Consider the following 16,726-nt stretch of genomic DNA (forward strand, 5'->3'; position numbering starts at 1 on the left):
GCGTGACCGGGCGCGCGGTTCCCCGTACCGGTTAAGGCTTCTGGCCCTCGACCTTCGTCCCGGACGCGTCGGAATCGGGCGCCTCGGACCCGTCGGAATCATCCGTGGCCTCGGACGCGTCGTCGGAAGCGTCGGGTGCCTCGATCCCCTCGGACACCTCAGAGACCTCAGGGACCTCGGACACTTCAGACACCTCGGCGGACTTGGTGTCCTCGGCGTCCTCCGTGTCGTCGCCGTCCTCGAAGTAGGCGTCCAGGACGGCGTCGAGCTGTTCCTCCCACTCCTTGAAGCGTGACCGGGCGCTCGCCTCGATCTCCAGGGGATACCAACGGCGGTCCGGCGTGTGCACCGTGACGGTGAACCGCTTGCCGAAGCGCGGCGACTCCGTCTCGACGGCACCGATCTCGTCCCAGCGGAACTCCGCCTCCTGGTCGTCCAGACGCAGGCGTACGCCGCTGTGGTCGGCCGTGACCGAGGCGCGCCGGTCGGATGCCTCGAAGGCGGGTCCGTCGGGGTCGGGGCCGGATTCCGGTTCCGACCCGCCCTCCTGTTCCGACCCCGAGTCTGTTTCCTCTTCGGTCACGGACTCCTTCGGGGTCTCGGCGGCGGGCGCCTCGTCGGACGCCGCGTCGTCGGAGACCGTCTCGTCGGAGACGGTCCCCTCGGCGGCGGCCTCCTCGGTCTCCTCGACCTCGTCCTTCGGCTCCGCCGGCACGGGTGACGTAAGCCCGGGGATGTAGGCCGGGTTCACCGCGGCGGCGTCCAGGGGCTGGCTCTTCGAACCTATGCGCTGCTCCACAGCGGAAGTATGGTCGAAGATCCTGTGTCGGACACAGCCAGCCCCGACTTAGCGATGCCTCTGTTACACGAAGGGGCACCGCGGCTATACGAAGAGGCTCACCGCGGCGGCCACGGCGAACCCCGCGACGGACAGCACCGACTCCAGAACGGTCCAGGTCCTGAGGGTGTCGCGCTCGCTGATGCCGAAGTACTTGGCCACCATCCAGAAGCCGCCGTCGTTGACGTGCGAGGCGAAGATGGAACCCGCCGAGATCGCCATGATGACCAGGGCGACGAAGGCCTGGGAGTGGTCGCCCTCGACGAGCAGCGGAGCGACGATGCCGGCCGTGGTGACGATCGCGACCGTCGCCGAGCCCTGGGCGACGCGCAGGACCAGGGAGATCAGGTAGGCCAGGAAGATCACCGGGAGGCCTACGTCGTTGAAGGTGTCCGAGAGGGCCTGGGCGACTCCGCTCGCCTTCAGCACGGCTCCGAAGATGCCGCCGGCGCCGACCACGAGCAGAATGTTGCCGACCGGCTTCAGGGACGAAGTGGACACGGTCTCCAGGGACTTGCGGGACCAGCCGCGCCGGATGCCGAGCAGGTAGTAGGCGAGGACCAGGGCGATCGTGAGGGCCACGAAGGGGCTGCCGAAGAACTCGATGACCGAACGCAAGGTGGAAGGATCGAGGGCGATCGAGGAGAACGTCGCCGCGAGGATCAGCACCAGGGGCGTACCGATGATGCCGAGGACCGTGCCGAGCGGCACCGGCTTCTCCTGCGGCTCGGCGCCGTCCTCCGCGCTCCCGGCTCCACCCGGCCGCAGGGTCCCCGCGGCGCGCTGTTCCTCGATGACGGCCAGCTTGGCCTCGGCGGCGGCCTCGACCATGTCCTGCGGTACGGGGACGAAGATCCGCTTGCCGATCCAGGCGGAGTAGACCCAGGCGGCCAGCACGGCGGGGATGCCGCAGACGATGCCCATGAGGATGACCCAGCCGAGCTGGACGTGCAGCAGTCCCGCGGCGGCGACCGGGCCGGGGTGCGGCGGCAGGAAGGCATGGGTCATCGACAGGCCGGCGAGCAGGGGCAGGCAGTAGAGCAGGATCGATTTGCCGGAGCGCTTGGCGGCGGCATAGACGAGCGGCGCGAGGACGAAGATGCCGACGTCGAAGAAGACCGGGATGCCGAAGATCAGGCCGGTCAGGCCCATGGCGAGCGGGGCCCGCTTCTCGCCGAAAAGGTTGAGCAGCCGGGACGCCAGCACCTCGGCGCCGCCGCTGACTTCGAGGATCGCCCCGAGCATCGTGCCGAGGCCGATGATGATCGCGACATGGCCGAGGATGCCGCCCATGCCCGTCTCGATGACCGACACCGCGGTGGACTTCTGGACCGTGCCGAACAGTTCCGTGACGGAGAGTCCGGCGGCGAGGCCGACGGCTATGGAGACGGCGAGCAGGGCGACGAACGGCTGGAGCCTGACCTTGATGATCAGGAAGAGGAGGAGCGCGATTCCGAGGGCGGCGACCGTGAGCAGTCCGGCCGTGCCGTCGAGAAGGAGCAGGAGACCACCGGTGTGGGGTGGTGTCTCCGGGGCCGGGGCTGTCGCTGCGAGCGGATACGACGACATGTCGGGGGGCCTCGTTTTCGTCAGTCCATCGGGCTTTCGGGCAGGGCGGATCGCGGTGCGGCACCCCGGATTCGGCGGGTGCCGCACCGTGACGACGTACGCGGTGCGGGAGGTGATCGGGCGTCAGCCCGGGGAGAGGACGTCAGCCCGGAGAGCGGACGTCCTGCCGGTGAGCGGACGTCAGCCGAGAACGGCGAGTACGTCGATCTCGACGAGGAGTCCGGCCGGCAGGCCGACGTAGACCGTCGTGCGGGCGGCGGGGGGCGCGGTGAGGCCCTGGTCCTCGAAGTACTGGTTGTAGATCTGGTTCATCTCGGCGAAGTGGCCGACGTCCGTGAGGTAGACGCGGATCATCATCGCGTCGTCCCAGCCGGAGCCGCCCTCCTCGAGGATCGCCTTGACGTTGGCGAGGGTCTGCAGTGTCTGCTCGCGCAGGGTCGGCCCGGCGGGCGTCGGGGGCTTGCCCTCCTCGGCGGGCAGGAAGCCGACCTGGCCGGCGACCTGGAGGATGTTCCCCTTCTTCACGCCGTGCGAGAACTTGGCGGGCGGGGTGGTGTGGGTCTTCGGGGTGAGGGCGATCTTGTCGGTCATGCGGTGATCATTCCTTCGGTGCTTCCTTCGTGGGGGCTTTGCCGGAGTAGTCGCGGCTGATGGCGTCCGCCGTACGGCGCACCAGCGGGAGCAGGGTGAGCAGTTCGTCGGCGGTGACGACGACGTTGGGCGCGGAGACCGACATGGCGGCACAGACGCGTCCGTCGGCGCCGCGGACGGGGGCCGCGACGCAGTTGATGGATTCCTCGTGGCCGCCGAGGTCGGTGGCCCAGCCCTGTTCGCGTACCGTCGCCAGCTCCTTCAGGAAGGCGGGGGCGCTGGGGGTCGAACGGGCTGTGTACATGGGGTAGTCGAGCTTGTCGGCGAGGGCGCGGCGCTCGGCCTCGGGCAGGTCGGCGAGGAGCAGTTTGGCGACCGCCGCGACGGTGATGGCGACGGGTTTGCCGATCCGCGAGTACATGCGCACCGGGTAGCGGCTCTCCACCTTGTCGATGTAGAGGACCTCGTTCTCCTCGTGGACGGCGAGGTGGACGGTGTGTCCGCACTGTTCGTTGAGGCGGACGAGGTGGGGGTGCGCGATCTCGCGGACGTCGAGGTTCTCGACGGCCTCCTGGGCGAGGGCGAAGAGGCGGGCGCCGAGGCGGTAGCGCTGGTCGGACTGGCGGTACACGAGGCCGTGCTCGTGCAGGGTGCGCAGCAGACGGAGTGCGGTGGACTTGTGGACGCCGAGGCGGTCGGCGACCTGACCGAGGTCTGCGGGGCCCTCGGCGAGCAGGGGCAGGATGCTCAGCGCTCGGTCGACGGTCTGGCTCATGGCGTGCGTACCTCCTCGGCGGCCCGTGCGTCGGCTTCGGTCCAGCCGGGGCCGAGTCGAAGTGTCTCCCACGCGCGGTCGTCGAGAGCGGCCAGCCGGTCGGCGTGCCCGCGGGCGGGCGGTTCGGCGAGGTCGCCGGGCACGGTGAGGGCGGCGGCGGCCATCAGGTGGCCGTGGCGCAGCCGGTCGCGGACGGGGAGGCCGCGGAGGGTGGCGGAGAGGAACCCGGCGGCGAAGGCGTCGCCGGCGCCGACGGCCGCGACGACGTCGACGCGCAGGGCCCGGACGAAGGTGGCGGTGCCGGTGGCGTCCTCGGTCCCCTCGGGGGCGTCGTTGTCGAACACGACGGCTCCGCCCTTGCCGTACTTGACGACCAGGAGGTCCGGTTCGGGCAGTGCCTCGCGGATCGCGCGGGCCCCGCGCAGCCCCCAGGCCTCGCGGGCCTCGTCGTCCCCGACGAAGACGATGTCGGCGCCGCGCGCGAGGTCGAGCAGGACGCGCGGCCCTTCGGGGTCGCGCCACAGCCCCGGGCGGTGGTTGACGTCGAAGGAGACGAGGGGGCGACCGGGCCGTGGGGCGGTCAGTTCGCGCATCAGGGCGAGGCAGTCGTCGGAGAGTGCGGCGGTGATGCCGGACAGGTGCAGCACGCGGCCCGAGCGGGCGGCGGCCAGGTCCATGTTCCGCGCGGTCATGGCGGAGGCGGCGGATCCGGCCCGGTAGTAGGCGACTTCGTGGGCGTCGGTCCCCCGGTCGCCCGCGGTGCGGAAGTAGACGCCGGTCGGGCGGTCGGGGTCCCGGCGTACGGCGGAGGTGTCGACGCCGTACGCGGTGATCGCCTCCACCAGGTGGTCGCCGAACCCGTCGGCGCCGACCCTGCCGACCCAGCGCGCGGAGTGACCGGCACGGGCGAGCACGCACGCCACGTTGGACTCCGCGCCGCCGATGCCCCGCTCGAACGACGGCACGTCGGCGAGGCGCCCGGCCCGGGTGGGCAGGAAGGTGACCATGGACTCGCCGAGCGCCACCACCTCGACGGTGTCGAGGTCGGCGTCGGAGGACGCGGCACCTGCGGGTCCGTTGCTGGTCACGTCGGTCGGGGCTCCTCGCTCTGGCGGCCGACGGCGGCGAACGGCACCGTTGACCCTGCGTTGGCTGGGATGTTAGACAGCAGTGAGCGACATACGCAATGAGCGTTGCACAGTGTGCAACGCATCCGGGCAGACCAAGGAGGCCCCATGAGTGCCGACACCGCCGCCGCACCGCTGGCCGCTCTCGCGGCGGACCGCGTCGACCACCGTTTCAAGGGCCTGCCCCCGGACGCGGACGGCCTGAGCGTCGGCGAGTTGGCCGCCCAGCGCCGCAACCTCTTCACGGACGGCTTCACCACCCCCGTCCTCGCCCTCTCCGCCGAGCGCCTGACCCACAACCTCGAACTCATGGAGACGTACGCCACCCGGCACGGCCTCGCGTTCGCCCCGCACGGCAAGACGTCCATGGCGCCTCAGCTGTTCTGGCGGCAGATCGAGCGCGGCGCCTGGGGCATCACCCTCGCGGTCCCCCACCAGGTCCGCGTGGCACGGGAGTTCGGCATCGACCGGATCTTCCTCGCGAACGAACTCGTCGACGCGGCGGCCCTGCGGTGGATCGCCACCGAGCTGGCCAGGGACCCCGGCTTCCGGTTCGTCTGCTACGTCGACTCGGTGCGCGGTGTGGAGCTGATGGACGCCGCGCTGCGCGGGAGCGCCCGCCCGGTGGACGTCGTCGTCGAGCTCGCCGCCGGCGAGGGCGCCCGTACCGGCGTGCGTACGGAGGCGCAGTGCGCGGCGGTCGCGGACGCGGTGGCGGCGACGGCGACCCTCCGGCTGGTCGGCGTCGCGGGATACGAGGGCGAGGTCCCGGACGCGGATCCCGGGCGGGTGCACGCCTGGCTGCGGCGGCTGACCGCGCTCGCGGTGGAGTTCGACGGTTCCGGACGTTTCAAGGGCCTCGACGAGGTCGTCGTCAGCGCGGGGGGCAGCGCCTGGTTCGACGCGGTCGCCGACGTCTTCGCGGAGATCCCGGAACTCTCCCTCCCCGTCCTGAAGTTGCTGCGTTCGGGTGCGTACGTCTCGCACGACGGCGGCCACTACCGCAAGCTGACGCCGTTCGCCCGCGTCCCGGAGGAGGGTGCCCTGCACCCGGCGTTCCGCCTCTGGTCGCAGGTCGTCTCCCGGCCCTCCGCCGAGCAGGCCTTCAGCAACGCGGGCAAGCGGGACGCGGCCCACGACCTCGACCTCCCCTTCGCCCAGGTGGTGCGCCGGGACGGTGCCGAGCGTCCCGCGGCCGGTATCGAGGTCAGCGGGCTCTCCGACCAGCACGCCTGGCTGCGTACGGCGCCGGAGGCGGATCTGGAGGTCGGCGACTGGCTCGGCATGGGCCTGTCCCATCCGTGCACGTCCTTCGACAAGTGGCAGCTGATCCCGCTGGTCGAGGCGGACGGCACGGTCGTCGACTACATCCGCACGTTCTTCTAGAAGCCGGAGACGCCCCATGGATCACGCCGACCTGGTCATCCAGGACGTGGACGTCGCCGACGGCAGCGGCGCGGCCACCTACCGCGCCGACGTGGCCGTCAAGGGCGGCCGGATCGTCGCGATCGTCAAGGAGGCCGCAGCGGCCGGCTGCCAGCGGCCGCGCGGCACCCGCGAGCTGGACGCCGAGGGTCTCGTGCTCTCCCCCGGCTTCATCGACATGCACGCGCACAGCGACCTCGCGCTGCTGCGGGACCCGGACCACAGCGCGAAGGCCGCCCAGGGCGTGACCCTCGAAGTCATCGGCCAGGACGGCCTGTCGTACGCGCCGGTCGACGACCGTACGCTCGCCGAGGTCCGCCGGACGATCACCGGCTGGAACGGCCACGGCGACGACATCGACTTCACCTGGCGCTCCGTGGGCGAATACCTGGACCGTCTGGACCACGGCTTCGACGGCGAGGGCATCGCCGTGAACGCCGCCTACCTCGTCCCCCAGGGCACCGTCCGCATGCTCGCCGTCGGCTGGGAGGACCGCGAGGCGACCCCCCAGGAGCTGGACCGGATGCGGCGGTTGGTGGCGGACGGGCTGCGGGAGGGCGCGGTCGGCATGTCCTCCGGGCTGACGTACACCCCCGGGATGTACGCCGAGGACGCCGAACTCACCGCCCTGTGCAAGGTGGTGGCGGAGCACGGCGGCTACTTCTGCCCGCATCACCGCTCCTACGGGGCGGGCGCCCTGGAGGCGTACGAGGAGATGGTGACCCTCACGCGAGAGGCGGGCTGCCCGCTCCATCTCGCCCACGCCACCATGAACTTCGGCGTGAACGAGGGGAAGGCGCCCGACCTCCTCGCCCTGCTGGACAAGGCGCTGGCGGAGGGCGCGGACATCAGCCTGGACACCTATCCGTACACCCCGGGGTGCACCACGCTCGTGGCGATGCTGCCGAGCTGGGCGGGCGAGGGCGGACCGGAGGCGGTTCTCGCCCGGCTGCGGGACGACGCGACCGCCGAACGCGTCCGGCACCACATGGAGGTCGTGGGCGCCGACGGCTGCCACGGTGTCCCCATCGAGTGGGACACGATCGAGATCTCCGGGGTGTCCGACCCGGACCTCGGGTCGTACGTCGGCCGCACGGTCCGGGAATCCGCCGACCTGCGCGGCGAGGCCCCCTGGACCACCGCCCGCCGTCTGCTGATCGAGGACCGCCTCGGCCCGACGATCCTGCAGCACGTCGGCCACGAGGAGAACGTCCGGGCGATCATGCGGCACCCCGTGCACACCGGCGGTTCCGACGGCATCCTGCGCGGCGACAAACCGCATCCGCGCGCGTACGGCACCTTCCCGCACTATCTCGGCCGGTACGTGCGGGAATTGCGTGTCCTCTCCCTGGAGGAGTGCGTCGCCCATCTCACCGGCCGCCCGGCGGCCCGGCTGCGACTGCCCGACCGCGGCCTCGTCCGCGAGGGGTACCGCGCCGACCTGGTCCTCTTCGACCCGGCGACGGTCGCGGCGGGGTCGACCTTCGCGGCGCCGCGCACCCTGCCGACCGGCATCCCGCATGTCCTGATCGACGGCCGTTTCGTCGTCGAGGACGGGCGCAGGACGGACGTACTGGCGGGACGGGCGGTCCGCCGCACGGCGTGACCGCCCGCCCTCCCGCGGCACTACGGCTTGGGCAGGACGCACCCGCTCGCGGTCAGGTCGAGCTTGTTGCCGGTCGTGAAGCAGGCCGGTATCTGGTAGGTCTCCTCGGCGTAGTTGATGCCCTGGCGGACGGTGACGTTGCCGCTCGCGTCGACCTCGCACGGGTTGTTCACCGTGCAGCGCTCGCCGTCCTCGTTGCCGGTGTTGTTGACGGCGACGACCTTGCCGGTGGACTGGTCGACGACCGGCGAGCCCGAGGTGCCGCCGATGGTGTTGCAGGCGGAGGTGTAACGGACCGAGTCCTTCCAGGTCCAGTCGCCCTCCTTGAGGCGGTACACGAAGCCGTCGATGCTGCAGTTGTAGAGCCGCTTCCAGTAGCCGGAGGCCACGGTGATGGCGGTGCCGGCGGTCGGGTGCGTGTTCTGCACGGTCAGCGCGTTGATGCCGTACGAGTTCTTGATGGTCGCGTAGGTGCTGGTGAGCTGGTAGATCGTGATGTCCGTGTCGGTCATCGTGGAGTAGGCGACCTTGCTGGCCCGCAGCGTGGCGACCTTGGTGCCGGCCGCGTTGAGCAGACCGAAGGTCCGGCTGGACGACTGCCCGACGATCACCTCACCGGGGTCCGGGAAGCCGGTCTCCAGGCAGTGGCCGTTGGAGAGCACGAGCGCCGGGTCGGTGTCCGCCGAGTTGGGGAAGCGGACGACCGAGCCGGAGCAGTTGCTGAGCGCGACGGTCCCGGCCAGGTTGACGGCCTGGAGCGTGGGCGCGGCCGCCCCGGTGTCCGCCGGGACGGCCTTGGCCGACACGTGCGTGGGGGCGGACTCGGGCGCGGGTGCGGCGACCGCGGGTGCCGCGCCCGCCCCGGTCATCACCAGGGCGAAGAGAGCGGCGACGAGAGGCTTTCTCATGTGGGGGTCCCCTCTTGCGACTTGGGGCGGCCGAAGGTCATCCGGTCGCCTTCCGTTGACCGGAGGTCTTCCGGCCATCTGTTTGTCATGTGCATTGTGAGGGGGGAGGGAAAGGCGGGCAAGGAGCGGTTTCCGGCCTAGGGAGTGTCCGCAACACGCCCTAGGGGGCGGCCTGTTCGTACGCCTCCTCGGCGGAGCGGAAGAGCAGCGCGCCGCTCGTGGCGACCCGCGCGTCGAGCGCCCCGGCACGGGCCTCGCGGTTCGGGGCGGTGCGGCCGGTGAGGAAGACGGCGGGTCCGGGACACCACTCGCTCTCCCGCCGGCCGAGCAGGGCGGTGAGTCCCGCACCCCGGTCCGGTCCGGTCCGCGCCGCGCCGCGCCGCGGAGATGAGCAGGTCGATCCGGGTGACGCCGAGGACGTGCTCGGCACGGTCCCGTTCCCGGTCCGTGGCCACCCGGACGCAGGCGCCCTGCGCCTACAGCAGCTCGGCGAACCGGGTGTCGCGCCCGGGGTGGCCGTCGAGCCTCTTGATCCGGCGCGGGTTGCGGGCACACGAGAATTCCGTGCCCTATCTCCCCGGGCGGCAGGGCCGACCCACGGGGACCGGCGGCTACCTGTGCCGCCCTCCGCCGCCGCCATGCCCATGGCCATGGCCGCCGATGGAGCCACCCGTCGCCGAGGCGGACGCGGAGGTCGGGGGCGCGGTGGACGCGGAGGCCGGAGGCGCGGTGGACTCGGGGGGCGTGGAGGGGGCGGGCGGCGTCGGGGCCATGGAAGGGCCCCCCGCGCTGGTGGTCGCGCCCGGCGAGGCGGCGCCCGCGCTCCCGGACGCGGTGGCCGAGGCGGCGGCCGACGCCGACGCGGTGTCCGGCCCGGTGGCCGGCGGCTGAGCCGACGTGGCCGCGGTGGATCCCTCGGCCGACTGCGCGGGCCCCGTCGCGAGACGCACCGGCCCGGCCGTCCTCACGGGCGTGCCGCCCGTCCCGTCGGCCGCCCCGGAGTCGAAGGCCCCCACGAAGACGACGCCGAGGACGACGACGCACGCCGCGCCCCCGGCCACGGCCAGCCGCCGGGTCAGCCGGGCACGCCGGCGGCGCAGCAGCCGCTCGTGCCGCCCCGCCGGGTCCCCGGGCACGGCGCCGTCCCCGGGCACCGCGTAGAGAAGGGCGGTGTCGTCGCCGTCCGTGTACGCCTTCCGCCAGCCGTGCGCCTCGGCCGGATCGGTGTACGTCTCATAGGCCGGAGGAGTCTCCCCGTCGCCCTGTGGGAGGTACACCTTCGGCCGGGCTTCGGAATCGCCGGACTGCCAGGACATGATCGCGCATTCTAGGGACCACCAGGGCTTTCGGAGTAGCGCGCGGACAAAGAGGCTCGAATCGCCACGTCTCACGTGGTGAAAAACACGCCCCGGTGTGCGTTACACGGCCGTAAGCTCACGGACATGCAGGTGATCCAGTCCACGAAGCTCGCCAACGTCTGCTACGAGATCCGGGGTCCGGTTCTTGAGGAGGCGATGCGGCTCGAAGCGGCCGGTCACCGCATCCTCAAGCTCAACACGGGCAACCCGGCAGCCTTCGGGTTCGAGTGTCCGCCCGAGATCCTCGAGGACATCCTCCGCAACGTCTCCTCGGCGCACGGCTACGGAGACGCCAAGGGCCTGCTCGCCGCCCGCCGCGCGGTCGTGATGCACAACCAGACCCTCGGCATCGAGACGGACGTCGAGCACGTCTTCATCGGCAACGGCGTCTCCGAGCTCATCGTGATGGCGATGCAGGGCCTGCTGGACGACGGCGACGAGGTCCTCGTACCGGCCCCGGACTACCCCTTGTGGACCGCGGCGGTCTCCCTGTCCGGCGGCACGGCCGTGCACTACCGCTGCGACGAGCAGTCCGACTGGATGCCGGACCTCGCGGACGTGGAGCGGAAGGTCACCGACCGCACCAAGGCGATCGTCATCATCAACCCGAACAACCCGACCGGCGCGGTGTACGACGAAGCCATGCTCCGGGGGCTCACGGACATCGCCCGGCGGCACAATCTGCTGGTCTGCTCCGACGAGATCTACGACAAGATCCTCTACGACGACGCCACGCACACCGCGACCGCCAAGATCGCCCCGGATCTGCTCACCCTCACCTTCAACGGCATGTCGAAGGCGTACCGCGTGGCGGGCTACCGCGTCGGCTGGATGTCGATCTCGGGGCCGCGCGCGCACGCGGAGTCCTACATCGAGGGACTGACGATCCTCGCGAACATGCGCCTGTGCGCGAACATGCCGGGGCAGCACGGGGTGGTGGCGGCGCTCAGCGGGCGGCAGACGATCAGCGACCTGGTCCTGCCGGGCGGGCGCCTGAAGGAACAGCGGGACGTCGCGCACGAGCTGCTGACGCAGATCCCCGGTGTGACCTGCGTGAAGCCGAAGGGGGCGCTGTATCTCTTCCCGCGTCTGGACCCGAAGGTCTTCAAGATCAAGGACGACCGGCAGATGGTGCTCGACCTGCTGCGCCGCGAGAAGATCATGGTCGTCCAGGGGACCGGCTTCAACTGGCCCGAGGCGGACCACTTCCGGGTGGTCACCCTGCCGACGGTCGGGGATCTGACGGACGCGGTGACCCGGATCGGCACGTTCCTGGACGGCTACAGCCAGCCGTGACGCCCGCGGGCGGAGCGGGGCGCGCTCACCCTGTGTACGCGTCGCGACCCATTCCGCGAACCGGCTCAACTTTAGACGGAATCCAAGCTAGGATGGCTTCCTGTCAGGCACAGGAGGCCATCCCATGTACGAACCGATCCGCACGAAGTCGGTCCACACGATGGCCGGCACCCCTTCCTCCGATTTCCCCCACCGGTCGCGCGAGGAGGAGCTGGACATCCAGCTCGCCGGTCACCTCGCGGCATTGCTCGCCGTGACGGACGAGATCCGCGCGCTCGCGCCGTCCGCGGACCTGGACGCCGGCGCCGACCGGCTCACTGAGCAGGTGACACGGCTGCGCGGCGGCACCGCGCCGGTCCGCGCCCCGGCCGCCGCGGCGCCCCCCGCGTCCCGCCTCGCGACCCTTCACCGTCGCGCCCACGCCCTCGCGGGCCGCGCCCTCGTCGTCGCGGCCTCCCGCGCCGACACGGCCGCCGCGATCCTCTCCGCCGAGCGCATGGACGCGCACGCCCTGGCCGTCGGACCCCGCGAGCTGGCCACCCACTGAGCCCCGGGCTCCCCGAGCCCGAGGCCCCTCGTACGGCCCCGGTCCGCGCGCTCCCGCAGCGACGCGCGGACCGGGTGCCACAAGCCGCCGCGCCGACCCTCCGCGCCCTTCACGCGCCCGCGTAGCGGCGGTCCTCCCTCCGGTTGCGTACCGGGACGCGGTGGTCACCCGGTGTTCACCCCCCGAGACCGGGAACGTTGGATTCCGAGGTGCACGCTCCAGGCGTGAGACGCATCGCAGGAATCGTCCTGGCGGTCCTGTTGATCGGCGGAGTGGCAGCAGCCGTCGTCGCAGGCCGCACTGGTCAGGACAAGGGCACGGCAACGAAGACCGTGCAAGGAGTGATCGGTTCGGAGAAGGCGGAGTTCTTCGCCGACCCCGACGTGGTGAAGGCCCTCGCTGCCCAGGGCTACACCGTGAAGACGGAGACCTCGGGGTCCTGGGCCATGGAGGGCCTCGACCTCAAGGGGTACGACTTCGCCTTCCCCTCCAGTCAGGCCCCGGCGGACGAGCTCGCGGACAAGTACCACGTCCGCCGGCCCCTGCCCCGGCCCTTCTACTCGCCCCTCGTCGTGGTGGCCCACCGCAGCGCGGCCCGGGTCCTCGCCGCCAACGGTCTTGCCACCCTCGGCAAGAACACCGGCACGCTGAGAATGGCCGCCTATCTGGACGCGGCCCGGCACGAGCGGACCTGGCAGCAGCTCAAGGGCGCGAAGGCGCACGGCGAACTGACCGGCACGCTGTACATCGCCAGCACCGACCCTGAGACCTCCAACTCCGGCGCCCTCTATCTGGCCGCCGCGTCCTATGTCGCCGACGGCGGGCGTGTCGCCGCCGACAGCGCCGCCGTCGACCGCACGGCGCCCCTGATGCACCGCCTCATCAGCGTCCAGGGTGCCCAGCAGTCCAGCACCGACGCGGAGTTCGGGGACTTCGTCAGCGGCGCCGGCAATCCGCTCGTCCTCGTCTACGAGTCACAGGTCGCCGCCCTGCTCGCCGAGGGCCAGGACACCGGCGACCTCACGGTCCTCTACCCGGACACCACAGCGAACAGCGACCACACGGTCGTACCGCTCACGCCCGAGGGCCGCGCGCTGGGTGAACTCCTCAGCAAGGACCCGGAGTTGCGCAAGCTCGCCGTCCGGCACGGATTCCGGCCGCAGGGCGCGACCGCCGAGTTCACGGCGGCCACCGCGGCCCACGCCACCTATCTCAACCAGAAGCTGACCGGCGTCCGGCAGGCGCCCGTGCCCGCCTCCAAGGTGCTGCACGAGATGGCGCGCCGGGCCGGGAACTAGGGGGAAGCGCACATGACCACCGAAGAGACATTCACCCTCACGCCGCCCGAGGCCGTCGCGCCCGTGCCCCGCGAGAAGGCCGGCGGACTCGTCCCCGTCGACCCGGGTACGCGGGACGAGATGGCGCGACGCGCCGCGGAGTACGTCGGCGGACTTGCCCACCTGGACGCCCGCTCGCCCGAATTCGCGGGCAAGGTCGGGGAGATCGCCGGGCTGGGGTCGAGCGAGATGCGCGGCGCCGCCGCCCAGTCCAACCGCATGCTGGAGCGGACGATCCGCAGTCTGCCCTCCCAGGGCGAGGACGCCCAGTCGCAGGTCGCGGGCTCGCTCGTCGAACTCCGGCGCGTGGTCGAGGACCTGGACCCGCGCGACCTGTCCGCGAGCAAGGGCAGGAAGTTCCTGTCCAGGCTGCCGGGCGGCAACAAACTGCGCGACCACGTCGCCAAGTACGCCTCCGCCCAGGGCACGTTGAACAAGATCGTCGGCTCGCTGCGCGGCGGCCAGGACGAACTGCGCCGGGACAGCGCGGCACTGGGGACCGAACGCGTCCGGCTCTGGGAGACGATGGGCAAGCTCCAGGAGTACGTCGTCCTGACCCAGGCCCTGGACACCGCGGTCGAGGACCACATCGCGGGCGTCGACGCCGCGGACCCCGCGCAGGCCGACACGCTCCGCTCCGACGTGCTCTTCCCGGTCCGGCAGAAGCACCAGGACCTGCTCACCCAGCTCGCGGTGTGCGCCCAGGGCTATCTGGCGATGGACGTGGTCCGGCGCAACAACGAGGAACTCATCAAGGGCGTCGACCGCGCGGCCACCACCACGGTCTCCGCGCTGCGCATCTCCGTGATGCTCGCCTCCGCGCTCGACAACCAGCGCAAGGTCGTCGACCAGGTCAACGCCCTGCGCGGCACGACCGAGGACCTCATCCGCGGCAACGCCGAGATGCTCGCCACCCAGAGCGGCGAGATCCAGCGCATCGCCGCCGACCCGGCCGTCGGCGCCGAGACCCTCCGCGACGCCTTCCAGCAGATCTACCGCACCCTGGACGCGATCGACACGTACAAGGTGCAGGCGACCGAGACGATGGCCGCGACCGTGGAGTCCCTGACCACCGAACTCCAGCACGCCGGTGCCTACTTGGAGCGCAGCCGCGCGCAGGGAGCCCTGGAGGGCGGGCTCGGATGAGGGCGGTCCGACGGACGGCCTGCGCCGTCCTGGCCCTGCTCGCGGTCACCGCCTGCACGGCCACCCAGAAGGAACGGAAGCCCGGCGGCGACGCCGCCCCCGAGCCCGGCACCCTCCGCGTCCTCGCCTCCAGCGAACTCTCCGACATGAAGCCGGTACTGGACCGGATCGAGCAGGACACCGGCATCACGGTCGAGCCCACCTACATGGGCACGCTCGCCGCCGTGGACCTGATCGCGCGGGGCACGGCGGACGACCGGTTCGACGCCCTGTGGCTCTCCTCCAACGCCTATCTGCACCTGCGCCCCGACGCCGCGAGGAAGGTCGTCTCGGAGACGCCGGTCATGTCGAGCCCGGTGGCCATCGGCGTCAGGACGACGACGCTGAGCGGCCTCGGCTGGAAGCCGGAGGACGTCACCTGGTCGCAGGTGGAGAAGGCCGTGACGGACGGGAAACTGACGTACGGCATGACCGATCCGGCGCGTTCCAACTCCGGTTTCTCCACCCTGATCTCGGTGGCCTCCGGACTGTCCGGCGCCCAGTCGGCGCTCACGGACGCCGACGTGGACAAGGCGACGCCGCAACTGCGGGAGTTCTTCAAGGGGCAGAAGCTGACGTCGGGTTCGTCGGGCTGGCAGGCCACCGCCTACGAGCGCCGCGGCACCGTGGACGCCCTGCTCAACTACGAGTCCGTCCTCAAGGGCGTGCGAGGCCTGACGGTCATCCGCCCGCGTGACGGCGTGGTGACCGCCGACTATCCGCTCTCCTCCCTGGCAGCGTCCTCCAAGGACACCCGCGAGACCGTCCGGCGCCTCGCCGAGGCGCTGCGCTCACCGGCCACCCAGAAGCGGATCACCGAGCGGACACACCGCCGCCCGGTCGTCGCCTCGGTCGCCCCGGCGGCCGGCCTCGACACCGGACGACGGCGTGAACTCCCCTTCCCGGGAAGCCGGTCCGTCGCCGACCGGCTCCTCGACTCCTACGAGAACAAGCTGCGCCGGCCGTCCAGGACGGTCTACGTCCTCGACACCTCGGGCTCGATGGACGGCGACCGCCTCGACCGGCTGAAGAAGGCGCTCCGCGATCTGACCGGCGACTTCCGCGACCGCGAGGAAGTGACCTTCATGCCGTTCGGCTCGGAGGTCAAGAGCGTCCGCACGCACGTCGTCCGCCCGGAGAACCCGAAGGCCGGGCTCGACGCGATCCGCGAGGACACCCGCGCGCTGAGCGCCGACGGCGACACCGCGATCTACACCTCGCTGGAGAAGGCGTACGAGCATCTGGGCGCCGACGACGACACGTTCACCTCGATCGTGCTGATGACGGACGGCGAGAACACCAGCGGCGCGGGCCCGTCCGACTTCGACGCGTTCTACGGCCGGCTGCCGGGCGGGCAGCGCCAGATCCCCGTCTTCCCCATCCTGTTCGGCGACTCCGACCGCGGCGAACTCCAGCACATCGCCGACCTGACCGGCGGCCGTCTCTTCGATGCCCGGAAGAGCTCGCTGGACGGCGCCTTCGAGGAGATCCGTGGCTACCAGTAAGTTCGCCGGCTTCCTGGAGTCGCGCAAGAACCTCGCCGGCAGCGCGTGCGGGATCGCCGGACTCGCGCTGACCTTCGCCGGGGTCGCGGGCCCGTACTGGCCGGCCGTCGTCGCGGGTCTGTACGGCGCGGGCGCGCTGATCGCCCCGCCGGAACGCCCCGCCCTTCCCGACTTCCCGGACCCCTCGGCCCAACTGGAGGAACTGCGGGCCGACTTCGACAAGCTGCGGGCGTACCTGGACGGCGTGGAGCTGCCCCCGGCCGCCGCGGGCCGACTCACCGAGCTGACCGAGGTCCTCGCGGCCCTGCTCGACCCCGGCTGGGTCGCCGAGGTCCTCGCCCAGGACCCGGAAGGCGTGCACGCCCTGTCGCGCGCCGTACGGCAGGACATCCCCGAGGCGGTCGACACCTTCGTCCGCACCCGGTGGTGGACCCGCCTGACCCCCGGCACCGAACCCCCGGAGCGCCACCTGGAACGTCAGCTCGGCCTGCTCCACGAGGAGTCGGAGCGGCTCGCGGCGGCCCTGCGGGAGACGGAGGCGCGCCGCCAGGAGTCGCACACCCGGTACCTGGAGGACCGCGGCCGCTCGCAGTGACCGCGGCCTTCCCCGGTGCCGGCGGCCGTCGGCGGTGACCGCGGCACCCGCCGGCCATGACCGC

At 71.7% G+C, this 16,726-nt stretch carries 16 protein-coding genes; 8 read left to right on the plus strand and 8 right to left on the minus strand.

Annotation, left to right across the window (positions count from 1 at the left end; all coding sequences use genetic code 11):
- Window positions 1-31 precede the first annotated feature (31 nt).
- The 5 genes from ACFWBT_RS08625 to ACFWBT_RS08645 all read right to left on the minus strand — a co-directional run bounded on the left by ACFWBT_RS08625 (window position 32) and on the right by ACFWBT_RS08645 (window position 4,861).
- Window positions 32-799, minus strand: coding sequence for a hypothetical protein (locus tag ACFWBT_RS08625; protein ID WP_385697425.1), 768 nt, complete (start codon window positions 797-799; stop codon window positions 32-34).
- An 84-nt stretch (window positions 800-883) separates the two neighbouring features.
- Complete coding sequence (locus ACFWBT_RS08630; protein WP_385697426.1) at window positions 884-2,407, minus strand: GntP family permease; 1,524 nt, start codon at window positions 2,405-2,407, stop codon at window positions 884-886.
- A 180-nt stretch (window positions 2,408-2,587) separates the two neighbouring features.
- Window positions 2,588-2,998 carry a RidA family protein gene (locus tag ACFWBT_RS08635; RefSeq protein ID WP_385697428.1) on the minus strand — a complete coding sequence of 137 codons (411 nt, stop codon included), beginning with the start codon at window positions 2,996-2,998 and terminating at the stop codon, window positions 2,588-2,590.
- 7 nt (window positions 2,999-3,005) lie between these two features.
- Window positions 3,006-3,773 (minus strand): IclR family transcriptional regulator, encoded by a 768-nt coding sequence (locus ACFWBT_RS08640; RefSeq protein WP_385697430.1) that lies wholly within the window; start codon window positions 3,771-3,773, stop codon window positions 3,006-3,008.
- Entirely contained in the window at window positions 3,770-4,861 is a 1,092-nt protein-coding gene (locus ACFWBT_RS08645) for a sugar kinase (protein ID WP_385697432.1), read from the minus strand. Before ACFWBT_RS08645 ends, ACFWBT_RS08640 begins: the two co-directional genes overlap by 4 nt.
- Before the next feature lie 147 nt (window positions 4,862-5,008).
- Between ACFWBT_RS08645 and ACFWBT_RS08650 the strand changes: the two genes are divergently transcribed.
- Both ACFWBT_RS08650 and ACFWBT_RS08655 read left to right on the plus strand, forming a co-directional pair.
- Complete coding sequence (locus ACFWBT_RS08650) at window positions 5,009-6,286, plus strand: amino acid deaminase (RefSeq protein ID WP_385697434.1); 1,278 nt, start codon at window positions 5,009-5,011, stop codon at window positions 6,284-6,286.
- A 16-nt stretch (window positions 6,287-6,302) separates the two neighbouring features.
- On the plus strand, window positions 6,303-7,931 hold the full coding sequence (locus tag ACFWBT_RS08655; RefSeq protein ID WP_385697435.1) for an amidohydrolase family protein: 1,629 nt from the start codon (window positions 6,303-6,305) through the stop codon (window positions 7,929-7,931).
- A 20-nt stretch (window positions 7,932-7,951) separates the two neighbouring features.
- On the opposite strand, the gene ACFWBT_RS08660 is transcribed toward ACFWBT_RS08655, so the two are convergent.
- The 3 genes from ACFWBT_RS08660 to ACFWBT_RS08670 form a co-directional block, all read right to left on the minus strand.
- Window positions 7,952-8,839 (minus strand): serine protease, encoded by an 888-nt coding sequence (locus ACFWBT_RS08660; protein WP_385697437.1) that lies wholly within the window; start codon window positions 8,837-8,839, stop codon window positions 7,952-7,954.
- Window positions 8,840-8,999: 160 nt separating this feature from the next.
- The gene (locus ACFWBT_RS08665) at window positions 9,000-9,269 is read right to left on the minus strand and encodes a hypothetical protein (protein WP_385697438.1); all 270 of its coding nucleotides are present in this window, start codon (window positions 9,267-9,269) and stop codon (window positions 9,000-9,002) included.
- Between the two features lie 181 nt (window positions 9,270-9,450).
- Complete coding sequence (locus tag ACFWBT_RS08670; RefSeq protein ID WP_385697440.1) at window positions 9,451-10,155, minus strand: hypothetical protein; 705 nt, start codon at window positions 10,153-10,155, stop codon at window positions 9,451-9,453.
- A 126-nt stretch (window positions 10,156-10,281) separates the two neighbouring features.
- Between ACFWBT_RS08670 and ACFWBT_RS08675 the strand changes: the two genes are divergently transcribed.
- From ACFWBT_RS08675 to ACFWBT_RS08700, 6 genes are all read left to right on the plus strand, one after another.
- On the plus strand, window positions 10,282-11,493 hold the full coding sequence (locus ACFWBT_RS08675; protein ID WP_266762220.1) for a pyridoxal phosphate-dependent aminotransferase: 1,212 nt from the start codon (window positions 10,282-10,284) through the stop codon (window positions 11,491-11,493).
- Between the two features lie 124 nt (window positions 11,494-11,617).
- Window positions 11,618-12,040 carry a hypothetical protein gene (locus ACFWBT_RS08680; RefSeq protein WP_385697442.1) on the plus strand — a complete coding sequence of 141 codons (423 nt, stop codon included), beginning with the start codon at window positions 11,618-11,620 and terminating at the stop codon, window positions 12,038-12,040.
- A gap of 224 nt (window positions 12,041-12,264) precedes the next feature.
- Window positions 12,265-13,338 (plus strand): hypothetical protein, encoded by a 1,074-nt coding sequence (locus ACFWBT_RS08685; protein WP_385697443.1) that lies wholly within the window; start codon window positions 12,265-12,267, stop codon window positions 13,336-13,338.
- Window positions 13,339-13,350: 12 nt separating this feature from the next.
- Complete coding sequence (locus ACFWBT_RS08690) at window positions 13,351-14,523, plus strand: toxic anion resistance protein (protein WP_385697445.1); 1,173 nt, start codon at window positions 13,351-13,353, stop codon at window positions 14,521-14,523.
- Window positions 14,520-16,067: a substrate-binding domain-containing protein gene (locus ACFWBT_RS08695; RefSeq protein WP_385697447.1), complete on the plus strand. Its 1,548-nt coding sequence runs from the start codon at window positions 14,520-14,522 to the stop codon at window positions 16,065-16,067. The genes ACFWBT_RS08690 and ACFWBT_RS08695 overlap by 4 nt, the downstream gene beginning before the upstream one ends.
- Window positions 16,054-16,662, plus strand: a complete 609-nt coding sequence (locus ACFWBT_RS08700) for a hypothetical protein (RefSeq protein WP_385697449.1) — start codon at window positions 16,054-16,056, stop codon at window positions 16,660-16,662. The genes ACFWBT_RS08695 and ACFWBT_RS08700 overlap by 14 nt, the downstream gene beginning before the upstream one ends.
- Window positions 16,663-16,726 lie beyond the last annotated feature (64 nt).

Origin of the sequence: Streptomyces sp. NPDC060027 (genome assembly GCF_042737005.1) — a bacterium.
Taxonomy (GTDB): domain Bacteria; phylum Actinomycetota; class Actinomycetes; order Streptomycetales; family Streptomycetaceae; genus Streptomyces.